The 23,788-nt window shown below is 49.9% G+C and carries 18 protein-coding genes, 2 tRNA genes, 3 rRNA genes and 1 pseudogene; 16 read left to right on the top strand and 8 right to left on the bottom strand.

What is annotated here, in order from left to right:
* Positions 1-25 precede the first annotated feature (25 nt).
* The 8 genes and pseudogenes from PspS35_RS24675 to PspS35_RS24640 all read left to right on the top strand — a co-directional run.
* A 16S ribosomal RNA gene (locus PspS35_RS24675) occupies positions 26-1,562 on the top strand.
* Between the two features lie 83 nt (positions 1,563-1,645).
* A tRNA-Ile gene (locus tag PspS35_RS24670) sits at positions 1,646-1,722 on the top strand.
* 30 nt (positions 1,723-1,752) lie between these two features.
* A tRNA-Ala gene (locus PspS35_RS24665) sits at positions 1,753-1,828 on the top strand.
* Between the two features lie 248 nt (positions 1,829-2,076).
* Positions 2,077-4,968, top strand: a 23S ribosomal RNA gene (locus PspS35_RS24660).
* A 157-nt stretch (positions 4,969-5,125) separates the two neighbouring features.
* A 5S ribosomal RNA gene (gene rrf, locus PspS35_RS24655) occupies positions 5,126-5,241 on the top strand.
* Together the 16S, 23S and 5S rRNA genes with 2 tRNA genes alongside form the textbook arrangement of a ribosomal RNA operon.
* Positions 5,242-5,317: 76 nt before the next feature.
* Positions 5,318-5,542, top strand: coding sequence for a hypothetical protein (locus PspS35_RS24650; protein WP_159937160.1), 225 nt, complete (start codon positions 5,318-5,320; stop codon positions 5,540-5,542).
* Positions 5,539-5,931, top strand: coding sequence for an IS66 family insertion sequence element accessory protein TnpB (gene tnpB / locus PspS35_RS24645; RefSeq protein ID WP_159937159.1), 393 nt, complete (start codon positions 5,539-5,541; stop codon positions 5,929-5,931). Before PspS35_RS24650 ends, tnpB begins: the two co-directional genes overlap by 4 nt.
* Positions 5,865-6,536, top strand: a pseudogene (locus tag PspS35_RS24640) (transposase); the annotation flags it as partial. The gene tnpB and the pseudogene PspS35_RS24640, both read left to right, overlap by 67 nt.
* 638 nt (positions 6,537-7,174) lie before the next feature.
* Here the strand turns inward: PspS35_RS24640 and PspS35_RS30465 are convergent.
* Positions 7,175-7,357 (bottom strand): hypothetical protein, encoded by a 183-nt coding sequence (locus PspS35_RS30465; RefSeq protein ID WP_026067433.1) that lies wholly within the window; start codon positions 7,355-7,357, stop codon positions 7,175-7,177.
* A 561-nt stretch (positions 7,358-7,918) separates the two neighbouring features.
* Between PspS35_RS30465 and PspS35_RS24630 the strand changes: the two genes are divergently transcribed.
* From PspS35_RS24630 to PspS35_RS24620, 3 genes are all read left to right on the top strand, one after another.
* Positions 7,919-11,860: a response regulator gene (locus PspS35_RS24630; protein WP_159937158.1), complete on the top strand. Its 3,942-nt coding sequence runs from the start codon at positions 7,919-7,921 to the stop codon at positions 11,858-11,860.
* Positions 11,853-12,968: a two-component system response regulator gene (locus PspS35_RS24625; protein ID WP_017530054.1), complete on the top strand. Its 1,116-nt coding sequence runs from the start codon at positions 11,853-11,855 to the stop codon at positions 12,966-12,968. Before PspS35_RS24630 ends, PspS35_RS24625 begins: the two co-directional genes overlap by 8 nt.
* Positions 12,969-13,222: 254 nt before the next feature.
* Complete coding sequence (locus PspS35_RS24620) at positions 13,223-13,651, top strand: hypothetical protein (protein ID WP_159937157.1); 429 nt, start codon at positions 13,223-13,225, stop codon at positions 13,649-13,651.
* Here PspS35_RS24620 and PspS35_RS24615 read toward each other — a convergent pair.
* Positions 13,648-14,175 (bottom strand): integrase arm-type DNA-binding domain-containing protein, encoded by a 528-nt coding sequence (locus PspS35_RS24615; protein ID WP_238785932.1) that lies wholly within the window; start codon positions 14,173-14,175, stop codon positions 13,648-13,650. The genes PspS35_RS24620 and PspS35_RS24615 overlap by 4 nt on opposite strands.
* Positions 14,176-14,526: 351 nt before the next feature.
* Between PspS35_RS24615 and PspS35_RS24610 the strand changes: the two genes are divergently transcribed.
* The 4 genes from PspS35_RS24610 (at position 14,527) to PspS35_RS24595 (ending at position 18,425) form a co-directional block, all read left to right on the top strand.
* Positions 14,527-16,065, top strand: coding sequence for a tyrosine-type recombinase/integrase (locus tag PspS35_RS24610; RefSeq protein WP_159937156.1), 1,539 nt, complete (start codon positions 14,527-14,529; stop codon positions 16,063-16,065).
* A 559-nt stretch (positions 16,066-16,624) separates the two neighbouring features.
* Positions 16,625-16,936: a hypothetical protein gene (locus tag PspS35_RS24605; RefSeq protein ID WP_159937155.1), complete on the top strand. Its 312-nt coding sequence runs from the start codon at positions 16,625-16,627 to the stop codon at positions 16,934-16,936.
* A 57-nt stretch (positions 16,937-16,993) separates the two neighbouring features.
* The gene (locus PspS35_RS24600; RefSeq protein WP_159937154.1) at positions 16,994-17,485 is read left to right on the top strand and encodes a hypothetical protein; all 492 of its coding nucleotides are present in this window, start codon (positions 16,994-16,996) and stop codon (positions 17,483-17,485) included.
* A gap of 46 nt (positions 17,486-17,531) precedes the next feature.
* Positions 17,532-18,425: a hypothetical protein gene (locus PspS35_RS24595; RefSeq protein ID WP_159937153.1), complete on the top strand. Its 894-nt coding sequence runs from the start codon at positions 17,532-17,534 to the stop codon at positions 18,423-18,425.
* A 68-nt stretch (positions 18,426-18,493) separates the two neighbouring features.
* On the opposite strand, the gene PspS35_RS24590 is transcribed toward PspS35_RS24595, so the two are convergent.
* The 3 genes from PspS35_RS24590 to PspS35_RS24580 all read right to left on the bottom strand — a co-directional run bounded on the left by PspS35_RS24590 (position 18,494) and on the right by PspS35_RS24580 (position 21,589).
* On the bottom strand, positions 18,494-19,141 hold the full coding sequence (locus tag PspS35_RS24590; protein ID WP_159937152.1) for a hypothetical protein: 648 nt from the start codon (positions 19,139-19,141) through the stop codon (positions 18,494-18,496).
* Between the two features lie 174 nt (positions 19,142-19,315).
* A complete protein-coding gene (locus PspS35_RS24585; protein ID WP_159937151.1) occupies positions 19,316-21,217 on the bottom strand; it encodes a hypothetical protein in 1,902 nt (633 codons plus the stop codon).
* Positions 21,218-21,325: 108 nt separating this feature from the next.
* Positions 21,326-21,589, bottom strand: coding sequence for a hypothetical protein (locus PspS35_RS24580; RefSeq protein ID WP_159937150.1), 264 nt, complete (start codon positions 21,587-21,589; stop codon positions 21,326-21,328).
* A 285-nt stretch (positions 21,590-21,874) separates the two neighbouring features.
* Here PspS35_RS24580 and PspS35_RS24575 point away from each other — a divergent pair, with 285 nt between their 5' ends.
* Complete coding sequence (locus tag PspS35_RS24575) at positions 21,875-22,273, top strand: hypothetical protein (RefSeq protein ID WP_159937149.1); 399 nt, start codon at positions 21,875-21,877, stop codon at positions 22,271-22,273.
* Here PspS35_RS24575 and PspS35_RS24570 read toward each other — a convergent pair.
* From PspS35_RS24570 to PspS35_RS24560, 3 genes are all read right to left on the bottom strand, one after another.
* Complete coding sequence (locus PspS35_RS24570) at positions 22,270-22,521, bottom strand: hypothetical protein (protein WP_159937148.1); 252 nt, start codon at positions 22,519-22,521, stop codon at positions 22,270-22,272. The two genes, PspS35_RS24575 and PspS35_RS24570, sit on opposite strands and share 4 nt — an antisense overlap.
* Positions 22,522-22,689: 168 nt before the next feature.
* Positions 22,690-22,977: a hypothetical protein gene (locus PspS35_RS24565; protein WP_159937147.1), complete on the bottom strand. Its 288-nt coding sequence runs from the start codon at positions 22,975-22,977 to the stop codon at positions 22,690-22,692.
* A gap of 24 nt (positions 22,978-23,001) precedes the next feature.
* Positions 23,002-23,604 carry a hypothetical protein gene (locus tag PspS35_RS24560; RefSeq protein ID WP_159937146.1) on the bottom strand — a complete coding sequence of 201 codons (603 nt, stop codon included), beginning with the start codon at positions 23,602-23,604 and terminating at the stop codon, positions 23,002-23,004.
* Between the last annotated feature and the right edge of the window lie 184 nt (positions 23,605-23,788).

The raw sequence follows: 23,788 nt of genomic DNA, 5'->3' as shown, positions 1-23,788 counted from the left end.
GTTTCTTAAAAACCCAAAGATGTTTGAACTGAAGAGTTTGATCATGGCTCAGATTGAACGCTGGCGGCAGGCCTAACACATGCAAGTCGAGCGGTAGAGAGAAGCTTGCTTCTCTTGAGAGCGGCGGACGGGTGAGTAATGCCTAGGAATCTGCCTGGTAGTGGGGGATAACGTTCGGAAACGGACGCTAATACCGCATACGTCCTACGGGAGAAAGCAGGGGACCTTCGGGCCTTGCGCTATCAGATGAGCCTAGGTCGGATTAGCTAGTTGGTGGGGTAATGGCTCACCAAGGCGACGATCCGTAACTGGTCTGAGAGGATGATCAGTCACACTGGAACTGAGACACGGTCCAGACTCCTACGGGAGGCAGCAGTGGGGAATATTGGACAATGGGCGAAAGCCTGATCCAGCCATGCCGCGTGTGTGAAGAAGGTCTTCGGATTGTAAAGCACTTTAAGTTGGGAGGAAGGGCAGTTACCTAATACGTGATTGTTTTGACGTTACCGACAGAATAAGCACCGGCTAACTCTGTGCCAGCAGCCGCGGTAATACAGAGGGTGCAAGCGTTAATCGGAATTACTGGGCGTAAAGCGCGCGTAGGTGGTTTGTTAAGTTGGATGTGAAATCCCCGGGCTCAACCTGGGAACTGCATTCAAAACTGACTGACTAGAGTATGGTAGAGGGTGGTGGAATTTCCTGTGTAGCGGTGAAATGCGTAGATATAGGAAGGAACACCAGTGGCGAAGGCGACCACCTGGACTAATACTGACACTGAGGTGCGAAAGCGTGGGGAGCAAACAGGATTAGATACCCTGGTAGTCCACGCCGTAAACGATGTCAACTAGCCGTTGGGAGCCTTGAGCTCTTAGTGGCGCAGCTAACGCATTAAGTTGACCGCCTGGGGAGTACGGCCGCAAGGTTAAAACTCAAATGAATTGACGGGGGCCCGCACAAGCGGTGGAGCATGTGGTTTAATTCGAAGCAACGCGAAGAACCTTACCAGGCCTTGACATCCAATGAACTTTCTAGAGATAGATTGGTGCCTTCGGGAACATTGAGACAGGTGCTGCATGGCTGTCGTCAGCTCGTGTCGTGAGATGTTGGGTTAAGTCCCGTAACGAGCGCAACCCTTGTCCTTAGTTACCAGCACGTTATGGTGGGCACTCTAAGGAGACTGCCGGTGACAAACCGGAGGAAGGTGGGGATGACGTCAAGTCATCATGGCCCTTACGGCCTGGGCTACACACGTGCTACAATGGTCGGTACAGAGGGTTGCCAAGCCGCGAGGTGGAGCTAATCCCATAAAACCGATCGTAGTCCGGATCGCAGTCTGCAACTCGACTGCGTGAAGTCGGAATCGCTAGTAATCGCGAATCAGAATGTCGCGGTGAATACGTTCCCGGGCCTTGTACACACCGCCCGTCACACCATGGGAGTGGGTTGCACCAGAAGTAGCTAGTCTAACCTTCGGGAGGACGGTTACCACGGTGTGATTCATGACTGGGGTGAAGTCGTAACAAGGTAGCCGTAGGGGAACCTGCGGCTGGATCACCTCCTTAATCGACGACATCAGCTGCTCCATAAGTTCCCACACGAATTGCTTGATTCATTGAAGAAGACGATAAAGAAGCAGCCCGAAATTGGGTCTGTAGCTCAGTTGGTTAGAGCGCACCCCTGATAAGGGTGAGGTCGGCAGTTCGAATCTGCCCAGACCCACCAATTTTGTGTGGGAAACGCCTGTAGAAATACGGGGCCATAGCTCAGCTGGGAGAGCGCCTGCCTTGCACGCAGGAGGTCAACGGTTCGATCCCGTTTGGCTCCACCACTACTGCTTCTGTTGTTGAAAGCTTAGAAATGAGCATTCCATTGTGATGATGGTGAATGTTGATTTCTAGTCTTTGATTAGATCGTTCTTTAAAAATTTGGGTATGTGATAGAAAGATAGACTGAACGTTACTTTCACTGGTAACGGATCAGGCTAAGGTAAAATTTGTGAGTTACTCAGTTTTGAGTATTATCGAATTTTCGGCGAATGTTGTCTTCACAGTATAACCAGATTGCTTGGGGTTATATGGTCAAGTGAAGAAGCGCATACGGTGGATGCCTTGGCAGTCAGAGGCGATGAAAGACGTGGTAGCCTGCGAAAAGCTTCGGGGAGTCGGCAAACAGACTTTGATCCGGAGATGTCTGAATGGGGGAACCCAGCCATCATAAGATGGTTATCTTACGCTGAATACATAGGCGTAAGAGGCGAACCAGGGGAACTGAAACATCTAAGTACCCTGAGGAAAAGAAATCAACCGAGATTCCCTTAGTAGTGGCGAGCGAACGGGGACTAGCCCTTAAGTGGCTTTGAGATTAGCGGAACGCTCTGGAAAGTGCGGCCATAGTGGGTGATAGCCCTGTACGCGAAAATCTCTTAGTCATGAAATCGAGTAGGACGGAGCACGAGAAACTTTGTCTGAATATGGGGGGACCATCCTCCAAGGCTAAATACTACTGACTGACCGATAGTGAACTAGTACCGTGAGGGAAAGGCGAAAAGAACCCCGGAGAGGGGAGTGAAATAGATCCTGAAACCGTATGCGTACAAGCAGTGGGAGCCCACTTTGTTGGGTGACTGCGTACCTTTTGTATAATGGGTCAGCGACTTATTTTCAGTGGCGAGCTTAACCGAATAGGGGAGGCGTAGCGAAAGCGAGTCTTAATAGGGCGTCTAGTCGCTGGGAATAGACCCGAAACCGGGCGATCTATCCATGGGCAGGTTGAAGGTTGGGTAACACTAACTGGAGGACCGAACCGACTACCGTTGAAAAGTTAGCGGATGACCTGTGGATCGGAGTGAAAGGCTAATCAAGCTCGGAGATAGCTGGTTCTCCTCGAAAGCTATTTAGGTAGCGCCTCATGTATCACTGTAGGGGGTAGAGCACTGTTTCGGCTAGGGGGTCATCCCGACTTACCAAACCGATGCAAACTCCGAATACCTACAAGTGCCGAGCATGGGAGACACACGGCGGGTGCTAACGTCCGTCGTGAAAAGGGAAACAACCCAGACCGTCAGCTAAGGTCCCAAAGTTATGGTTAAGTGGGAAACGATGTGGGAAGGCTTAGACAGCTAGGAGGTTGGCTTAGAAGCAGCCACCCTTTAAAGAAAGCGTAATAGCTCACTAGTCGAGTCGGCCTGCGCGGAAGATGTAACGGGGCTCAAACCATACACCGAAGCTACGGGTATCACGTAAGTGATGCGGTAGAGGAGCGTTCTGTAAGCCTGTGAAGGTGAGTTGAGAAGCTTGCTGGAGGTATCAGAAGTGCGAATGCTGACATGAGTAACGACAATGGGTGTGAAAAACACCCACGCCGAAAGACCAAGGTTTCCTGCGCAACGTTAATCGACGCAGGGTTAGTCGGTCCCTAAGGCGAGGCTGAAAAGCGTAGTCGATGGAAAACAGGTTAATATTCCTGTACTTCTGGTTATTGCGATGGAGGGACGGAGAAGGCTAGGCCAGCTTGGCGTTGGTTGTCCAAGTTTAAGGTGGTAGGCTGGAATCTTAGGTAAATCCGGGATTCTAAGGCCGAGAGCTGATGACGAGTTAACTTTTAGTTAACGAAGTGGTTGATGCCATGCTTCCAAGAAAAGCTTCTAAGCTTCAGGTAACCAGGAACCGTACCCCAAACCGACACAGGTGGTTGGGTAGAGAATACCAAGGCGCTTGAGAGAACTCGGGTGAAGGAACTAGGCAAAATGGCACCGTAACTTCGGGAGAAGGTGCGCCGGTGAGGGTGAAGGACTTGCTCCGTAAGCTCATGCCGGTCGAAGATACCAGGCCGCTGCGACTGTTTATTAAAAACACAGCACTCTGCAAACACGAAAGTGGACGTATAGGGTGTGACGCCTGCCCGGTGCCGGAAGGTTAATTGATGGGGTTAGCTAACGCGAAGCTCTTGATCGAAGCCCCGGTAAACGGCGGCCGTAACTATAACGGTCCTAAGGTAGCGAAATTCCTTGTCGGGTAAGTTCCGACCTGCACGAATGGCGTAACGATGGCGGCGCTGTCTCCACCCGAGACTCAGTGAAATTGAAATCGCTGTGAAGATGCAGTGTATCCGCGGCTAGACGGAAAGACCCCGTGAACCTTTACTATAGCTTTGCACTGGACTTTGAATTTGCTTGTGTAGGATAGGTGGGAGGCTTTGAAGCGTGGACGCCAGTCTGCGTGGAGCCAACCTTGAAATACCACCCTGGCAACTTTGAGGTTCTAACTCAGGTCCGTTATCCGGATCGAGGACAGTGTATGGTGGGTAGTTTGACTGGGGCGGTCTCCTCCTAAAGAGTAACGGAGGAGTACGAAGGTGCGCTCAGACCGGTCGGAAATCGGTCGTAGAGTATAAAGGCAAAAGCGCGCTTGACTGCGAGACAGACACGTCGAGCAGGTACGAAAGTAGGTCTTAGTGATCCGGTGGTTCTGTATGGAAGGGCCATCGCTCAACGGATAAAAGGTACTCCGGGGATAACAGGCTGATACCGCCCAAGAGTTCATATCGACGGCGGTGTTTGGCACCTCGATGTCGGCTCATCACATCCTGGGGCTGAAGCCGGTCCCAAGGGTATGGCTGTTCGCCATTTAAAGTGGTACGCGAGCTGGGTTTAGAACGTCGTGAGACAGTTCGGTCCCTATCTGCCGTGGACGTTTGAGATTTGAGAGGGGCTGCTCCTAGTACGAGAGGACCGGAGTGGACGAACCTCTGGTGTTCCGGTTGTCACGCCAGTGGCATTGCCGGGTAGCTATGTTCGGAATAGATAACCGCTGAAAGCATCTAAGCGGGAAACTAGCCTCAAGATGAGATCTCACTGGGACCTTGAGTCCCCTGAAGGGCCGTCGAAGACTACGACGTTGATAGGTTGGGTGTGTAAGCGCTGTGAGGCGTTGAGCTAACCAATACTAATTGCCCGTGAGGCTTGACCATATAACACCCAAGCAATTTGACTACTCGAAAGAGCATCAGATTGCGGTGTGTGAAGACGCAATGAACCGAAAGTTCGATGCTCACAAAACACCGAAAGCTGTCACATACCCAATTTGCTGAAGCGAGGCCAACTGGTCGCGACTCAGTACCCGAATTTCTTGACGACCATAGAGCATTGGAACCACCTGATCCCATCCCGAACTCAGTAGTGAAACGATGCATCGCCGATGGTAGTGTGGGGTTTCCCCATGTGAGAGTAGGTCATCGTCAAGATTAAATTCCGAAACCCCATTTGCGAAAGCAGATGGGGTTTTGTTTTGGGCGCTCGGAAAGTTGCCGGCGTTTCAGCGTGGCTCCACTCAATGCCAATGTGATCCGCAAGTGGCTACCACTTTACCGAGATCAACCACCCGCGCCGCCGCCGGCATTTGTTCCGGTGAAAGTCGCGCCGAAAAGGTCGGCCGAGGGCTCCGTCATCATTGAACTGCCATTTGGCGAGCAAGCCATCATGGTGAAATGGCCATCTTCCGATCCCGAGGGCTGTGCCCGGTTTGTACGTGAGTTAACGCAATGATCCGTATCGACTCGATCTGGCTGGCCACCGAACCTATGGATATGCGAGCCGGCACCGAAAAAGCGCTCGCTCGAGTCGTCGCTGTCTTCGGTGCGGCGCAGCCGCACTGCGCTTATCTCTTTGCCAATCGCCGGGGTAACCGCATGAAGGTGTTGGTACACGACAGCCTAGGCGTTTGGCTAGCGGTACGCCGTCTGCACCAAGGAAAGCTCTCCTGGCCGAGCAGTCGATGTGGCGACCAGATGGAGCTGAATGCTGAGCAACTCCAGGCACTGGTGGTCGGTCTTCCCTGGCAACGCCTTGCGTCTAGTTGCTTCAACATGTCGAGCGTCTTGATAAAGAAGTGCTGCACCAAAAGAGCCGCAACCAGCAGCTCATTCATGAGATAGCCCAGCTCAAGCGTCACCGTTTCGCCAAACGCTCCGAGTCATTCAGTCCTGACCAGGCCAGTTTGCTCGACGACCTTATTGAGACCGACCTGGCCGCCATCGAGGCCGAGCTTGAAATCCTGGCACCAAAGCCTGCACAAGCGCCAGTCCGTCAGCAACCCAAACGTACTGCTTTGCCCGCCGAGTTTGCGCGCATGCTGATTCATCACGAACCTGAAAACACCCAGTGCCAATGCGGCTGCACCCTCAAACGCATCGGCGAAGACATCCCCACGTTACCGAAATCGGCTGCATGGCCCACGCCCGCCGCAAGTTCTATGACCTGCACATCACCGGCAAAAGCGTGCTTGCCGAGCAAGCACTGCGGTACATCGCAGCCCTATATGAAATTGAACGCGAAATCCGCGATGTGGAACCGGACGTCCGACGACGAATACGTCAGGAAAAGCAGCGCCTCTGATGGACGCGTTTCTCATGCCTGGATGAGCGCCCAGCGCGAGGGTGTGCATGAAGGTTTGGGGATTATCAAAGCGTTGGATTACAGCCTCAAGCGCTGGCCGGCGTTGAGTCGTTACCTGGATGACGGCACCGTGCCCATAGATAACGTGCGCTGCCTCTGATCCGAAGTATCCGTAGGCGTTCCTCCCCGGTCTTGCCTTCTACCTACGTTAGAGGCCCTCAATGGTCGAGCCCTGGCTGTTGTCGACGTATCGGCGCAGCTAAACCCATCAAGTCCATAAGGCCGATGTTCAAGTCGAGGTTCGCACGTTAGCTTATGTGTACTGATAGGGGCGAGAAGGGCAGGCTACGTCATCACAAGATTCTTGCGGTCCGTAAGCGCGCTCACTGGCTTTTAAGGCTTGTGACTATCTTGGGGGTTGGTTTCGCCTGATCTGGCCTTCTGAGCGCTCATGCGGCCCCTGGCGACAGACTTTCACTTTTTTGCAGGCGAAAAAAAGACCTTGAAATTCAAGGTCTTTCTTTAAGATGGTGCCCGAGGGAGACTCGAATAATAGCATAACTGTATAATTAATATAGTTTTTTGCATGTGTACACTTCCACGTTGTACCGTGAAGTGTACACCCTACCAGCCTCCAATAAGGGCTGGTGTCGATGGAAGCCTGATTGGATTTCTCCATCCAATTTCCGACGAGCTGTGAATAATATCTACAAAAAATTGGTTACGGATAGACTCCCTGGTCTGCCAAAAAATGTCGAACTGATACATGGCGAACTTTCGCGATTAGTCGGGCGTCATGAGCACAGCAAGCGTTATCTTGATGAACTCCTCGTTTCGATCGATTGTGTCTAGGGCGCCCCGAACATTGTCGGCGACGTCCGCCGATCCGCGCATCTCTACCCAGTTCGAAAGCTCCATGATGGCGGCCTCCAGGGCGAGCTGGTTTTCGTTGATCTTAAATAGCAGGGAAGGGAGTAAGTCTGAGTTTGGCGTTGTGCAATCCTCCGTGAAATTTTCAGCGTAGCAGGAGGATTACTGACCTCGGTAGGGAGTTGCGCATGGTCGGAAGGACACCGGGAGGAGGGTGCATCCACAGTCGACTGCTGCCAGTCATGAAGGGCCGCAGTCGACCGATTCTGTTGAAAAAGTCGACCATGGTTTCCACGGCAGAAAAGTACGCGTCCGAGATTGAAATTTTTACTTTTGGCAGAGGTTTCCAGACGCAGATTTCACGCAGCAGCTTGCAAAAATGGTGTTCTCACTAGGCAATGGCCAGGCAGTTTTGGATAACCGACTTTTTCAACAGAATCGACCCGGAGCGGACATTGGCGAAACTTATGTGTACGAGTACTGAGTAAGCGTCCGGAAACTCACTTTCCGAACGGTAAGCACCAGTGGAAATTCGCTAGCTGGCCCAGTTTTTGTTGCTGGCGCTTGCTGTAGCGTATGCCTACACTCCAAAAGCCTATCGTACCAGTGTAGGAAGACGGACAAGCTCTGCAAGGGCGTTCACAAGGATATGTCGAGTTGGATCGTGAGCAATTACCTACCAGTAGATGCATTTTGAAAACAAAGCCGCGCTGGGGAGCGTTGCTTGCGCTGGGAGGCTTGTTGGTGCTGAGCATGCCATGCGTGGAAGCACGTACGCTGTCCCAGATTCGGGAAAGTGGCGTCCTGCGCATATGCGTGGCTGGCTCAAGCGCTTCCTTCTACCGGACCAATGCGGAGGCGTTCGCGCAATCACTTGGTTTACGCCCACAGGTAACGGAACTGCCGAGTTTCGATGCGCAGTTTCACGACGATCGGGGCGAGACCGTACGCGAGGCAAGCTACGACCCGAAGCTACTCGCCGACGGCAGCTGTGATCTTTATCCAAATGACTTGCAGATCGTCCCTTGGCGCGAAACGAAGATGTTGCTCGTGCCCTACTACCGGGTCCGCAACCTGGTCATCGCCCATCGCTCCAACCAGTCCCTGGGCAACGAGGTGTCTGATTTGCTCGGTCTGACGGCGGCAGTGCAGAAGGGCACGGGCTACGAGCAGTGGATCGATGAAGCCAACCGCGGTCCTCTCTCCAGTCAGCCGGTCAGAATAGTGTATGCGCCAACCGAACAGGCGGTGAAACTGGTCGCCGATGCGAAGGTGGATTTCACGGTGTTGGGTAGCGAAAGCGCGCTGCGCTGGGCCCGTGAAGATCCCGAACGTCTCTCCATTGCGTTTCCGGTCAGCGAAGCGACCAGCGTTGGGTGGGGTGTTGCGCGCAACGCCCCGGATCTCGCGCGAGCGCTGGAGCGGTTCTTCCAGTCCAGCAATCGCATTGATTCGCCGCTCGATGCGAGCTGGCGGCGGTACTATCGCGTATCGCTCATGGAATACCGGCTGTTCGAGGAGTCCCTCAACGAGGACGGCCTCGATATTAAAACCGTAATGAGCTGGGCGATACCGAGCTTGGTCGCGGTCCTGCTGTTGCTCGGCGCCATGCTGGCCTGGAACCGACGCCTCAACCGCGAAGTGGACGAGCGCAAGCGCGTTGCCGCAGAGCTAGCCGAGCGCGAGGCTTTCACCCGCGCGCTCATGGATACCAGCCCCGCCAGCCTGGTGCTGGCAGATCGAAACGGGGTCGTCAGGGAAGTAAGCCAACGCTTTTCACAGGCGACCGGTTATGTCAACGAGGACCTGCTCGGGCGCAACGCCACGAGCCTGTATGTCGACCCTGAGGAGCGCGAACGCTTCCTCGAACTGCTGACACGAAACGGCAAGGTCGAAAACTTCGAGACCCGCCTGCTGCACAAAAATGGATCAATTCTCTGGGTTCTGGTCGGCGCATCATTCGTGACAATCCACGGTGAGACCCTGGTTGCTAGCTGGGTGCGCGATGTCACGGATCATCATGCGGCAGCAGTGGCGCTTAGCGAAGAACGCGCGCGGCTGCAGGCAATCCTCGATACGAGTCCAATCAACATAGCCTTTTCTACCCAGGGCGTGATCCGCTTCGCCAACCCCCGCTTTTGTGAAACGTTCGGCGTAGGCGTCGGTGACGCTGCTTCGCAGATTTACGCGAATGGGCATGATCGCGAAGCCATCGTCGAACGCCTCACGGACGACGGCATCGCAAAGGACCAGGAAGTACCGATGCGTGACCGGCAGGGGCGCGAACGCACCATACTTGTCACCTACCTGCCAATCCAGATCCAGGGGGAGCAAGGGCTGCTCCACTGGCTGCAGGACATCACCGAGCGCAAGGCAGTAGAGCAGGTGCAGCAGCGGGCGAAGGAGATTGCTGAAGAGGCGACGCGGGCAAAAAGCGACTTCCTTGCAAACATGAGTCACGAAATCCGCACGCCCATGAATGCGATCATCGGCATGTCCTACCTTGCGCTGAAGACTTCGCTGGACCAGCGGCAGCGCGATTATGTCTCGAAGATCCACAACGCGGGCACTTCGCTGCTTGGCATCATCAACGACATCCTCGACTTCTCCAAGATCGAGGCCGGAAAGCTCAGCGTCGAGGCCGTGCCGTTTGAGATCGATGCGGTGCTCGACAACGTGTCCTCGCTGATTGCGCAAAAGGCCTACGACAGGGGTATTGAGCTGCTGTTCGACCGGGCGTCGGACGTTCCCGGGACGCTGCTTGGAGATCCGCTGCGCCTGGGCCAGGTCATCCTGAACCTGGTAGGCAATGCAGTGAAATTCACCGAGCATGGGCAGGTGACGGTCGTGGTTCGCAACCTGGGCCGCACCGGCGACAAAGTTCAACTGCAGGTTCGTGTACGCGATACCGGTATCGGCATGACTCCCGAGCAGGCCGGGCGACTCTTTGAGGCCTTTGCCCAAGCCGATAGCTCCACCACGCGACAATTCGGCGGTACCGGCCTGGGCCTTGCCATCTCGAAGCGCATCGTCGAGCTGATGAGCGGAACGATCGCGGTGGACTCCGAACCGGGCAACGGCAGCACGTTCTCTTTCAGCGTCTGGCTTGGTCTTGACCAGCACATGCGTACGCAGCGCCAGATTGTCCCTGCGGAGCTCGCCGGAGCGCGGGTCCTGGTCGTCGATGACAATGCCGACGCGCGCCAGATCCTTTCCGATATGCTTCGCGTAGCGGGACTTTCGCCGGTCGCGGTGGCGTCAGGCGAGGCTGCTCTGGAGAGCCTTCGCGGTGCGGCGGCCGACGACCCGTTCCGGGTGCTATTGGTGGATTGGCAGATGCCAGAGATGGATGGCATCGAGACGACGCGCCGGGCGCTTGGCCTGCAGCCTACATTGTACGCCGTCATGGTCAGTGCATTTGGGCATGACGAAATGCACGCCGCTGCGCAAGCGGCCGGCATTCGCGCGTTCCTGGTCAAGCCGGTCAACCAGTCCTCGCTGGTAGAGGTACTGGTCAACTTATTCGCGCCGCAAACGGGCGTGGTGGCGGTAACCGTACCCATTGCGCAGGCGCAGGTGCTCGCCGGAGTGCGCCTGCTCGTCGCGGAGGACAACGAAATCAACCAACAGATTGCCAGGGAGCTTCTCGAGGCTGCCGGTGCCCTGGTGGAAGTTGCCGGCAACGGCTGCGAGGCGCTGTCGATGTTGGCTGCAGCGCAATACGACGCGGTGCTGATGGACGTACAGATGCCGCAGATGGATGGTCTCGAGACGACCCGGCGTATTCGCGTCGGGCCTCACTGCGCACAGATCCCGGTGATTGCTATGACCGCACATGCCAGGGTCGAGGACCGGGAGCGCTGCATCGAGGCGGGCATGGTCGACCATGTGACCAAGCCCGTGGATCCGCAAGCACTCATCGCCACGGTTCTGCGCTGGGTCGTACCTCGGTCGGCGGCAGTGGAGCCGTCCAGCGCCGCATCGGGCGAGGAGCGCCTACCGGACATTCCAGGGCTAGATAGCGCCGACGGACTGAGGCGAGTGGCGGGCAATCGCCAGCTATACATCAAGCTGCTAGGTCAATTTGCCGACCGCAGGGCTTTGGAAGGGCAAGCGCTGGGGAACGCGCTGCGCGCGGGTGATCGGGCGACGGCCGAGCGAATGGCCCATACCGTTAAAGGCGTTGCAGGCAACCTCGGCTTCAGCGGCCTGCAAGTCATGGCCGGTAAGCTGGAAACCGCGATCAGGGCGCACGCCGAGTCGGACGCATTGGTGAATGAATTGATCGAAGCGCTCTCGCTGGCCGTGCATGCGATCCGCCAAGCGCTGGGTAGCGGCCAGGCAGCACCGGCGGTGGTATCGAGCGTCGACTGGGCACAGCATGCCATAGCGCTCATGCACCTGCTGGAGGCCAATGACGGAGCAGCGCCGGATTATATGGAGCAGTATGCGGATTCGTTGCGCGGAGCACTCGGCCAGGACAGTTTCGAGCAGTTGATGAATGAGGTGAACAACTTTGACTTCGAGGCCGCACGGCTAACACTCAAGCGTGCATCGACGGCCCGCGATACCCCGTGCTGGAGGGAGCATCATGAGTGAAACGCTAAACTACTCACTTAGCCCGATCATCCTCATTGTCGATGATACGCCGGAGAACATTACGCTGATCAATGGCCTGCTGAAGGACATCTACCGCACGCGCGTGGCCATCAGCGGTGAGCGCGCGCTGAAGGCAGCGGTGCAGGAGCCTCGCCCGGATCTGATTCTGCTCGACATCATGATGCCTGATCTGTCGGGGTATGAGGTGGCAGAGCAGCTCAAGCGCGATCCGCGCACCGCTGATATCCCGATCATCTTCATCACCGCCATGGCGACAATGGAAGACGAGATCCTGGGTTTGCAGATGGGCGCCGTGGACTACATCACCAAGCCGATCAATCCACCCATCGTGCTGGCACGGGTGGAAACCCAATTGAAGGTCAAGGCGGCCGCCGACTTTTTGCGTGATCAGAAGGCTTACCTTGAGCAGGAAGTTCAGCGCCGCACCGCCGAGGTCATCGCCATCCAGGATGTGACCATTCAGGCCATGACCTCGCTGGCCGAAACCCGCGACAATGAGACGGGTAACCACATTCGACGAACTCAGCACTACGTCAGACTACTGGCCGAGATGCTTCGCGAACATCCGAGGTTCCAGCATTTTCTCAATGACGAGAGCATCCGCCTGCTGTTCAAGTCGGCTCCACTGCATGACATCGGCAAGATCGGCATACCCGATGGCATACTGCTCAAGCCGGGGCGCCTCACGCCGGAAGAGTTCGAGACGATGAAGACCCATACGGTACTGGGACGCGATGCCATCCGGAATGCCGAAGAGCAGTTAGGCACCTCGGTGGCATTTCTGCGCCTTGCCAAGGAGATCGCCTACAGCCACCATGAAAAGTGGGATGGTACCGGTTATCCCGACGGGCTGAGTGCCGATGACATCCCCATCAGCGCCAGGCTCATGGCGGTGGCGGATGTCTATGACGCGCTGATTAGCCGACGCGTATACAAGAAGGGCATGTCACACGATCAGGCGCTGGAGATAATCCGCCAGGGATGTGCTACGCATTTCGATCCAGAAATCTGCGAGGTTTTCCTGGCCAACCATGAGCAATTCCAGGCTATCGCGGTGCGTTTTGCTGATAGCGGTCAGGATGGCTAATCAACGCGTCGCCGTGAAATCAATGCCCAGGGCTTTTGGTCATTTTTTTTGAGGTTTTGAAATACCCCGTAGAGGCAATGCGCACTCCATCGATCATTTGGCATCACATCTGCTTGAACGTCCGTCATGGGTCGTTTTCTGCCTCTCGCGATGGACAGAAAACGGCCAGAAGCGGACAGCGCTTACCTAGAGCTTTGCACGGTAAAAATACTCTAATAGCCTGCTGAACAAACTTCGCTCCTGGCCCTCAACATATGCTCCCTTCCGACATCGAAGAATGGCTCCAATCTAACTCTTCCTCTGGCTATAGAGCACATTTGCTAGCTCACCAAGCTGACGTCTGGTTTTACGTCACCACGTTGGAAATCGAGGGTACTGAGCTAGCCGATCTTTATTTTCGTCACGGCGCAATGCCTGTTCGGGGATGGTATGAGTTGATCGAAATCGATCAGGTTGAGCAGGTGACTACCTACGCGATCAACGAGCTTGGAGTACCAGTTGGTTATCTGGCTCTTACCGGAGTAGTGGGGCAAGGCATCGTGCTCTACAACCGCTCATCCCAAGCTGTGTTTGATGTAGAGTTCGGTCAGTTCGACCTTCTTCTAAAGGGCGAATTAGCACCTATCGCAACTACGTTTAGTGGCTTCCTCCGGTGGTGTCGTGACCGCGATCAGGACGACTAAAGCAATGGGGAGCGGAAATAGTTTTTCGTCCGCTTCTGGCCGTTTTCTGACCTTCGCTTAGTGGCCTGCAGTTTTGCGCAGTCGCTTCGCGTGATGAGCTCCAGTTGCTTCTCGCCGAGAGCGGGCAGTAGATCCTTATCGAGATAGTCGCGGATCTTCTTCAGCGTCGCGCTGCTGCGGCCGGAGTCCGATTTGAATTGGTACCAGTACTCCGCGGCTCGCCTGAAGGTGTTGAGCCCGGCCTCCTGCTGTCGCAGTTTGTCATCGCGGCGTTTGGCGCCGGGGTTGGTGCCTTGCTTGAGTAGGTTGCGGCATTCTGCAGCTCGTTCACGGGCTTCCTGCAAGGAGATATGCGGATACACGCCCAGTGACATGCGCGCCGCCCGCCCCTGATAGGTGTACCGGAAGTGCCAATACTTGCTGCCGTTGGGTTTCACCAGCAAGGCAAGACCCGAACTATCACTCAACGTGAACGGTCTGTCGGCAGGCTTGGACGCTTTGATTTGCAAGACGGTCAATGGCATCGCTGTACACCTCCGGTTCTCGAACTGGAATATGTACAGAAAATGTACCAAAAAGAGGCTGGCTTGCAAGAGAAGGGGGTGGAACCCCAGAGACCAAAAAGCCCGCAGTTAGCGGGCTCTAGGGGTGTTACGTAGACGGTGGTAGTCGTCTATGTACTGCAAATGGTGCCCCGAGGGAGACTCGAACTGTCTCCAAAAATGGCGCAACCCCCTGTAAACCTTGATATGCGGTGCTTACAGCAATTTTTACTTCCAAAAACCACTTCCAAAAAGCTGTTCGTGGCATTAAATTCTGTGCAGATGAGAAGGCCATATGCCTTCAGGCTAAAAATTGTACAGGATGCTCACGCTATGGCGGTCGATAATCTCAAAAACATCGATGGAACGTGGTACGTCCGCGTAGCGATTCCCAAGGATGTTAGGTCTGCTTTTGGGAACAGAACTGAGTTCATCAAGAGCCTCAAAACGGGTCGTAAGAGCGAAGCCCTTGTGCTTCGTACCAAGGATCTGCATGAGTTCAAAAACCGCATAGCAGTGGAGCGGCGCAAGCTCGTCATTGAGCAAGAAATGCAGACCCTAGCTTCACTGCCAGTCGATGTGAAATTTGACGAAATGTTCCAGAACCTGGGCGAGATCAAGCGCAGGCTGATGGAGCGGAAAGAGGATAGGAAGAAGGCTTTTCAAGATTCAGAATTTGAAGACATACAGGCGGTGAAGGAAATAGACAGCCACCATAGTTTTCTGAATCTTTTGGCTGAAGAAAAAGAGGCTCTTGGTGAGGATTTGCACCCGGCGCTGGCTTCGATTTTGACTGAGCTGAATGAATTCCAGAGCAAGCCAAGCAAAACCTTCAAGCAATCGGAATGGCTCCTTGAGAAGCTGGAAAATACCCTTGAATTAGGTTCATTCCATGGGTACGCAGAAACCCATGCAGAAAAGGAACAAGTCAAAACCTTCATTGCAGAACCAACCAAATTCGTTAAAAGGCATCCTCTGACAGAGAAGAATTTCGTAGAGTTTCACAAATATGAAGTGAAACGTAAGGTTACGCTCCGTTCGATTGACCGGCACGTAAAACGTTTGAATATGCTTAAGTCGTTTCTGGAAAAACAGAAATTTGAGCTTGATTATGAATCGGTTCGTGTTTTCTTGGAATCGCTTGAATGTGCCGATAAAACGAAATTGCAATACCTCTGTTCCTACAACGCCTTTTACAAATTCATGTTCAATAACGTGGATTTCAGACAGAAATATCCAGTCAATCCCTTTGCAAATCACGCAGTGGCTAAAATTCGCCGTGGTGCGAGGAAAGAGGATGCTCGTAAAGGATTTACCAAGGAACAGGTCAAGGCGCTCTACAGCAATGCTATAAGCCAAGAAAAGACACGCCTTGCCGATTTGATCAGACTTGGATGCTACACAGGCGCACGAATCGAAGAAATATGCCAAATCAAGGTTGAAGATTTGGTTGAGGTGGATGGTGTTTACTGTATAGACATTAAACAGTCTAAAACCAATGCTGGTGAAAGGCTTGTACCAATTCACTCAGAATTGCTAACACTTGTTAAACGCTTAAAGGCTGAATCCAAAGACGGATATTTGCTGAAAACGAATCGAGGCGGGAAGTATGGAACAAAATCTAAAGAAATGAGCAGTGAGTTCTCTGCCTTTAAAATCGCTCTTGGATATCCAAAGGATTTAGTCTTTCACTCCTTTCGACACACAATGGTCACGGAGCTTGAACGTGCCGATACGAAAAACATCCTTGTTATGTCGATTGTAGGGCATGACGTTGGCGGTAGCCTTTCTATGACCTTTGATCGTTACTCTGATGGACCAACACCTATGGCAAAGAAAGAAGCTATTGAAAAGGTTAGATTTGATATTTGATGTACGTTCATGGAAATGCAGGAATAGCTTTAATTTAAAAAGTGTCTTGGCGGATACTTAAGCGACAAAGGCATGATCCAAAGGTTTGGGGCTTGCAGTGCTGAACAATTTCGCGCAGCGAGTGCCCGAACCTCTTAAAAGAAATGAGCTTAAAGGATCAATGAAAGTCATTGACCTGTCGAATGCATTTTCGATTCTAATGCATGATCCAATACCCAACAATTGATGGCTAGATTTGCTGGCGCCTTTAGGTTTTTAAAGAGATCTAAAATTATACGCGCGCGCTATAGGTTTTCAGTCCATGATTTCCGTGGCCTGTAGAGACTTTACAGTACAAAAAATTGTACTGTAAAGGTATTTTAGAGTACAAAAAACTGTACTCTAAAGCGGTGTTTTCCAACATATTTGTGGAATTTCTCTTTTTAGAGTACAAAAAATTGTACTCCAAAGTTTGCTTTATTTTCTCATACTAAAATATTTTTCAACAAATTTGTGCTTAAACCACAATTTTGTGTTTTTCAAATGCTATCGTATTAAAACAAACTAAATAATAATCAACATGAACATTGAGAATAGAAGATATATAAAACTGCCTACTTCTGACAAAGCCTTGGAAGCTCTTTGTAAAGTGGCTTTGACAAAACACTCCGCGCATACGCTATTGATAAAACTCTGCACTGCTGCTGATAAAACAGAAACTGGCTTGCATGTCGTTTATACGGACAAAGCAGAGATTATGAAGTGGATGGATTGCACAAGCGAAAATGTACGCAGATGCATGAACGTTTTAATTGAGCAGAAATTAATTGCTGTTGAGCATAATAAAGCCCATGGAATGATGTGGATTGAAGTTAAGTTCCTTAACCTTTAATTGATAGAAAAATAAAAAGACTGCGGCAAACAGTCTAATTAATGAGTTGAGGTTGAGATGAAGAACCCTTTTAATAGTATAACATTTAATAAATTAGAAAAGAATTTTTACGCACAGATTCTTACGAGCGCAATGCCTTATTATATTGCGGTGGTTGGATTTGATAAAGTGGCTGGGCAAATCCTGATGGCTGCAGTCGAAAATATGGATAGATTTAATGAATGCAAAGTTAACCTCCATGACCTTGATAAGTACTTGGACGTTTCTGAAAATACTCGTAAGAAATCCCTTAACGTTTTGAGGTATATGAATTTCATTGAAACTAAAAACAGTAATAGAACCGGTGGGGAAACGTCCTTTAAGGTAAATGTTCAGTTTGCTTGTAAAGGTAGTATTGAAGAGAAGATGAAAATGCCTGGCGCATTGAACAAATCGTTTAGATCTGCTGCGTTGGTAAAAGGGCAGATTTGTAAAGAGAAATTCAAGAAATATAAGCAATTTAATAATGATATGAAGCAAGAGGGTGTTGATGGGCTCATCCCATTCTAATTGGCAATAATGTTCCGCAAGGAGAAATAAAAAAAACGAGAGCAAAATGACAAAAACAAAAATAGCTAGAATCGACCATTTTTCAAACCAGTTAGCATCCTTTGAAGCTGACAAGTTCCAAGTCATATTCAACCCAGCTACAGAAACCTTGATTGAGAAAGGCAAGGCGGCTTTCTGCTTGAAAGCATTCAATGCGCAGGGGGTGAAGGATCAGTTCTTCACTGCTGATGACCTGCTGACCGACAAGCTTTTCAAGCTAATGAGCGCAAAAAACATAGAAGGGTATGACGTAACGATTGTCCCGAAGTCAAAAACCTTCCACTACCTCACAATCAGTTCTGTCACTCCCTTAAAGCTCAAAGACCTGGCTAGCCTTGGCTTTGCCCCAACAATGGTGACTACGATCAAGGGAAGCCTGCACAGCAAGCTTTACGACCTGGTGTGTAGGATTGATAAGGATAAAGCTGATGACCAGTACGCATACAACGCACAGATGTTCGTGTGGGCTCTGAATAAGAGTGTCAGCACCTTGCGCGTACCTCGGCCAAAGAGCCTTGAAGCACCGATCCACGCTGCTGGATTCAAGCACCATGGCACAGGGTCATTCGTGACCTGCAATCGTTCTCTAAAGCGTTCCTGCACTGAATGTGTGGATCAGATACAGAAGGTAAGGGGAATGAAGCTCACAGCGCCTGCTGTTGGAGATGGTAGCCCTGATGACACCGCTTTCTACCTAAATGCGTTACGTGAAACGCTGATGTACAAATCTAGGCTTCTTGGTGATGCCGTGATCGATGATGTGATCGACAGGAGAGTGGCTAGACAAGCATTTGCAGAGCATTACAGCGGTGATGACGTGATGGCCTTCCTGATGAGTCTGGGCCACGTCAAAGCAAGGGAAAATGCATTGGAGCATGCTGTAAAGCTCATGACCTTCTGATGACTGACCACAAAAGAAAAAGCCTCATAAGAGGCTTTATTATTGATTCGACTTCAACAGTGTGAATATCATTTTTTGCATGATGAATGATATTCGTCATAAATTCTTTTTACTTCAAGGCTATGCAAGTGCTCCTGGCTTCTTAGATCTTTTTCAAGTTGTTCTTTAAGTCTTCTATCTTCTATTGCTTGCTTCCGCTCGTATTCAGTTTTTAAATTTTCAATGAATAAATCATCATCTTTATTATTGTCTTCTTTAAATTTTTCAGATATTTCAAATTTTAACTTTGGGTCGTTAAGGTCTATCCCTGATTTGGTATATTGTGCCAAGGTTCTATTTTCATGCTTGCGAGTTCTGTAAAATAAGATGAAGAATCTTGGTAGGTAAAACGCTAATGATAGTGATATTCCGCATACAGAATAGCCCATGCCGAATAAAAAACAAAGTAAAAGGAATTTTAATGGAGGTCCTAATAGCAGCATTTGGAATGCTTCGTTAGGGTCGCTAGGCAAAGGAATTAATTCTGTACCAGAATATGCAACTTGTAAGTGGTAAGTCATAAACATAAGAGCTATAAGAAGCATGGCAAGGAGCAATGATTTCTTAAGGGCGCCATTCTCTCTTTTTTCCATTCTAGATAATGTTTGGAGTAATGTTGTTCTCATTTTTAGTAAAGGTTTGTTTGTTAATCGAGTTATACCATTTTGGATTTGCAAACTAGCCCGTAAGCCAAGAAAATTACAGAATTCCTATTTAGGATGGCTGTCGATTGATTTGAGAGCTTTCAAAGGTTGGGATGTGCCTATTTTGTTGGAAAGGTCAGGACAGCTTATAGAGGCAATTCCAGGGCACAAAAAAAGCCCCTCGGGGGTTTCTGTTGGTGACTAGATTTATTCAAATACTTTGACTGTGAAACTGAAATGCTCTGGTGTTGCTTTTGCAAGGGAAACGTATTTTACAGTGACTGTACCGTCTTTAACGCTTGTGCCTGATAGCGATAGTCTTTCTAATCGAATTCTAGATTGTGTTAATCCATCTTGATTAATGTATTTATCCAATGTCACTGGTACTGACGATAATTTTACGTTAGCTGATTGACCTAGTTTTGTTTTAAATGTTTTTACAAGGTTGGTGATTTTGTTTTTATCAAAAGCTCCTTCGCTTAAATTATCAGCATTGATATTCATGATGTACGTTTTATCTTCAAGCTCTGATGTATTAATTTTGTTAAGCTCGTTTATTATCGAATCGTTTTTAGAAATGGACGTTGTGGTAAAGCTTAAATTTGATAATACGGAGTCTTGTAAATGTGGAGCATTTTCTATTGTGAGTTCTTCGTTTACTGAAACTGCTATACATGAGTTATTTTCCAAAATTGGAGTAGTGCCGTATGGGTAAACCGTACCTGTGGAGCTTTCAGCTTTTACTAAATACTTTGTAATTTTACCCAAGAATCCGGCTGGGCATTCTTCTTCAATGATTTCTTTCGTAGTCGTTGTGATTTCTTTTATGCACGATGTTGTGTCTTCGCTTTTCGTTTGGAACGTTGTGTTTGTCGCTCCGCTTATAGGGTCAAAGATTGTGATGTTGTCTCCAGTCTTGGTAACGTTTCCTGTGTACGTTCCTGCTTGTGTTCCATAATACGAATCACAGCTTACGGTTTCGCTACCGGGTTTTACTTCAACAGTGACGGGGCCTGACGCTTTGCAGCTATTTTCAGTTTCAACAATGTATGAAGAATCGTTTTGCGACCAAGAGATGTATTGTTTTAATTTTAAGTGCGTTTCTCTTATGATTTTTCCTGATTGGCCTGTTGGGCATGAAACCTCATTTGTGCTTGTTACTGTGTCTTTCATGTAGTAGCAGGCATTAGAAATAAGCACTGTTAATTTCCAATCGCTGGCAATTCCTGCCGGTGTCACCGTCCTTGAATAAAGTCCGTTCGTTGTTCCCAAAGGGTAAGCCGGATTCACAACTGTACAATTTTCTTGCACAAGCTGTTTGTTTTCAGTTTTTGAACAAGTGTCTTGTGTTACTACATACCCTGAATCGTTTTTTTTGCTGCCTGTTGTCCAAAGGTCGTATGTTCTTGATTCTACCTTTTTCCCCGCGTATCCCGTAGGGCATACAAGATTATTAGTTTCAGTAACGGGTTTGAAACAATTATTTGAATTAGGGTAAAATTGGTTTAAAGCCCATTCGCTCGGCACACCGTCTTTTATAGTTCTAGTCCACGTTCCATAAATTGCGCCAAGTGGATAATCTGGATTTTTAGTCGCACAAACAGGGTTATCAAAAACCTTTGTTTCTCTTAATTGACAAGTGCTAGTAACCATCACATTAAAACCTGTTTTGAAGTTGCTATTTACTCTATCAGGACTCCATAACGTATATGCACGACGCTTATTTATTGAACCGGTTTCTAATGGCTTTTCGCATTTTTGAGAAATTACTTCTGATACCACTTGAGATATTTTGGCTTCTTCAATTCCTGTGTTTGTCGAATCATAGCATTTTGACAAAATCTCAAATCCGTCTCCGTAGGATTCACTGCCCTTAACAAAAACCCCATTTCCTTTATTTACATAGTTTTTACTACCATCTTTATTCATAAAAAAGACTCGTCTCATACTGATTTGTTGCCCCGACTTGCATCCCCCGCTTGTTGACCATGTTTCTGCGCCTAATGATTCTTCGTATGTTTGTTCAGCAGGCCATGTAATTGATGCTGATGCTGTGTTTGCTATCAACAAAGCAGAAAGTGTTGATATGGCTATTATAGATTTTTGCATGATTTAAAGGTTTGTTTATTAGCTTAATTATACCATTTTGCCGTTTGCATACTTTTCCTTTGGGCAAAATTAAAGCCTCTGTTGAGGCTTTAATTGATAAGTGGTTAATCATGAAGCGTCTATATGGGCGTCGTAATCGTTTGTGTCTTCATAATCTTCAATAGGAATTCCTTTGAAGTCTGTGCTTAAAAATGAACGTGACTGTGCATCCATATCAACAAAGCCCACTGAGTCAAAAATTTGTCTTGTGGTCTCAATCAGGTTTTGTTCATCTATATTCTGTTTTCCTGATTTGTTTTGATTTGAGTCATTCGCATTGGATAAACTCGAAAGTAAAGCTAATGCTGCAAAGGTTAATAATCTAATTTTCATTTTAGTAAAGGTTTGTTGTTTTGAAATAATAGCATTTTAAAAAAGAAAATCTAATTACCTTAAAGAATAAATTCTTTATTTTCTTTATTTGTAAATATAAATGTTAAACTGTAAAGGCAAGCAGCAAGTTGTTCATCTTTTAGTAAAGTCCCCTGCTTGTTAAGTTAGGTTTGTTTTTAGAGAGGCCCGCAATCGTGCGGGCTTTTCGCTTTCTGTGATTCCTAAGTGGCTTCGCTGCGAGATCTGGAGTTAGGATCAGATCGACTTCTTCCAGGGCGGCCTCACATGTCTCGACCGATACGCAACAGGTACAACCCTAGGGAGCGCATTCAGCTTGATTTTGACGTGGCTACGTGTGTCCTGAACCTGAATCAGCACCTACAGGTTTTCCGTGGATTATCAGTCGCTGATGACCGCGAAACCTTTCTACGGACACTAGGAGAGGCTGCAAGGAATGCTATGCACGTACACCAGATCATCGCCTGCTGGTTTGGGCTTTATTGCTTGGGTGAGGATGGGGAATGGCAGGAGTACTGCAGGGCGTTTGTTGAGAAATTCGTAGACGTTGATACGGGATTTGCAGAAGTGGCTCTAGCTGATGCAGTCAGCTACTCACAGAGCCTATTGGAATCCCTCGATGCTGCAAGGATTCAGCTTGCCAATGGAGCAGAGAAGGGCGTTTAGGCTTCCACCAGCTCTAGAACTTCGCTACGGCTGTCAATGATGAGCTTTCGGCCTTCAAGGTGGCCTATGGGTTCTCCGTACTGGAATAGTACGTTATCCACAAGGAATCCTGCCTCTGCATGCTGGTTTTTCGCAGTAAGGCTGGAATCGAACCTGTAGAGCTTGCCATCCACCATTGCCCCAACGTCTTGACCGTTGTGCAGCACAATGCACGGAATTAAAGGGTTGTAACTGAATTCCTTGTCCATACGGTCAACTCCCTGAACCTACGACTCCTGGAGTATACCCGGCTGTTGGGTGTGAAGGTCTTTGACAAATTCTATCGCTAGAATAGTAAGCCTCGGATCATGCTCTGAACGGCAGTTGAGTGATTGCATCCTAGCAAACCACTCTCAACTGCAGCAGTGACCACCACATCACGACCAAGGAATCCGGGCAATTTCCACTTCATTCATCTCGCGCCAATCATCCCTAAAAATCCCGTAATCCTGTTTAGCGGATTCTAAGGCTTCCTCCAGCGAGTGCATCAAATGGTCTCCTTCAATTTGTTGGCTGTCGTAGTCCAAGAATCGAATCTCCATATATATCGGCGGTTCGTGCTCACCCTCGACCTCAAGGCCAAACAACACGATTGTTGAGACATTTGGGCGGTATGCGCATGGTTTTTTCACATCAGCAACTAGGTGCAGAGGCTTTAGCTTCATCTGTGAACCTGCTCAGTGTTGCCACTACCTAACGTCGGTGCCGGGATACAGTTCAGGCGGTGGCTGATAGTTGGAATTTTCGAATTTACTGTTGGTATAGAAGGTCTTGGCGGTAGGTCCGTCGTATTCGTAGGTTACGTTTTTGTTGGGGACTAGATGCCAGCCTGCGCTTTCTTTATCACGCTCAATCAGGGTGGGGTATAGCGTGCATGTCCCACTGGAGCCTGACGTGAGTAGGAACTGATAGTAGCGCCCAGCTTCTGGTGTGAATTTCGTCGTGACGAAGCAGGTCCTAGTACGCGATCCCTCCCATGACGTGTAGACGCTGGTTTCGAGCCCTGGTCGAATCGTTGACTCATAATAGTCCCAGGTTAGGTTTTGTCCCGCTTTAGGCATGCCGATATCCTGTGTATGGGTAAAGGGAAGAAGACCGGTACGGACTACACCACCCGTCTTCACACCGTTTACGGATTGGTAAATTGCAGCATGCTGGGTGAAATTGACGATACGAATCCAAGCAGGATTCGACTCATTGTCTGGAGCGACGAAGTAATTGGTGTGGGGTAGGTACTGGCAACCTGCGAGCATCGGCAATAGCAGTAAACAGAATGGTATGCGAATAGACATGTACGCCGTCCTCTCCATAATTATGGCTGTGACAGCGTCGAGAGGGATTGATTCGGCACCACGTTTAATTTTTCCTCGGTGCGTTAATTTGTGCGCTGGCAGGAATAGGCTATGGAAAGCAGAGGGGGGCTGAAGGCGTTCGCTGACGCAATAGGGTTGTATGAATGAATGGGGCGATGCATCC

Source organism: Pseudomonas sp. S35, from assembly GCF_009866765.1.
In the GTDB taxonomy this organism is placed as follows: Bacteria; Pseudomonadota; Gammaproteobacteria; order Pseudomonadales; family Pseudomonadaceae; genus Aquipseudomonas.
The sequence above is the reverse complement of the archived record's forward strand: the minus strand, read 5'-3'. Positions and strand labels throughout refer to the sequence as shown.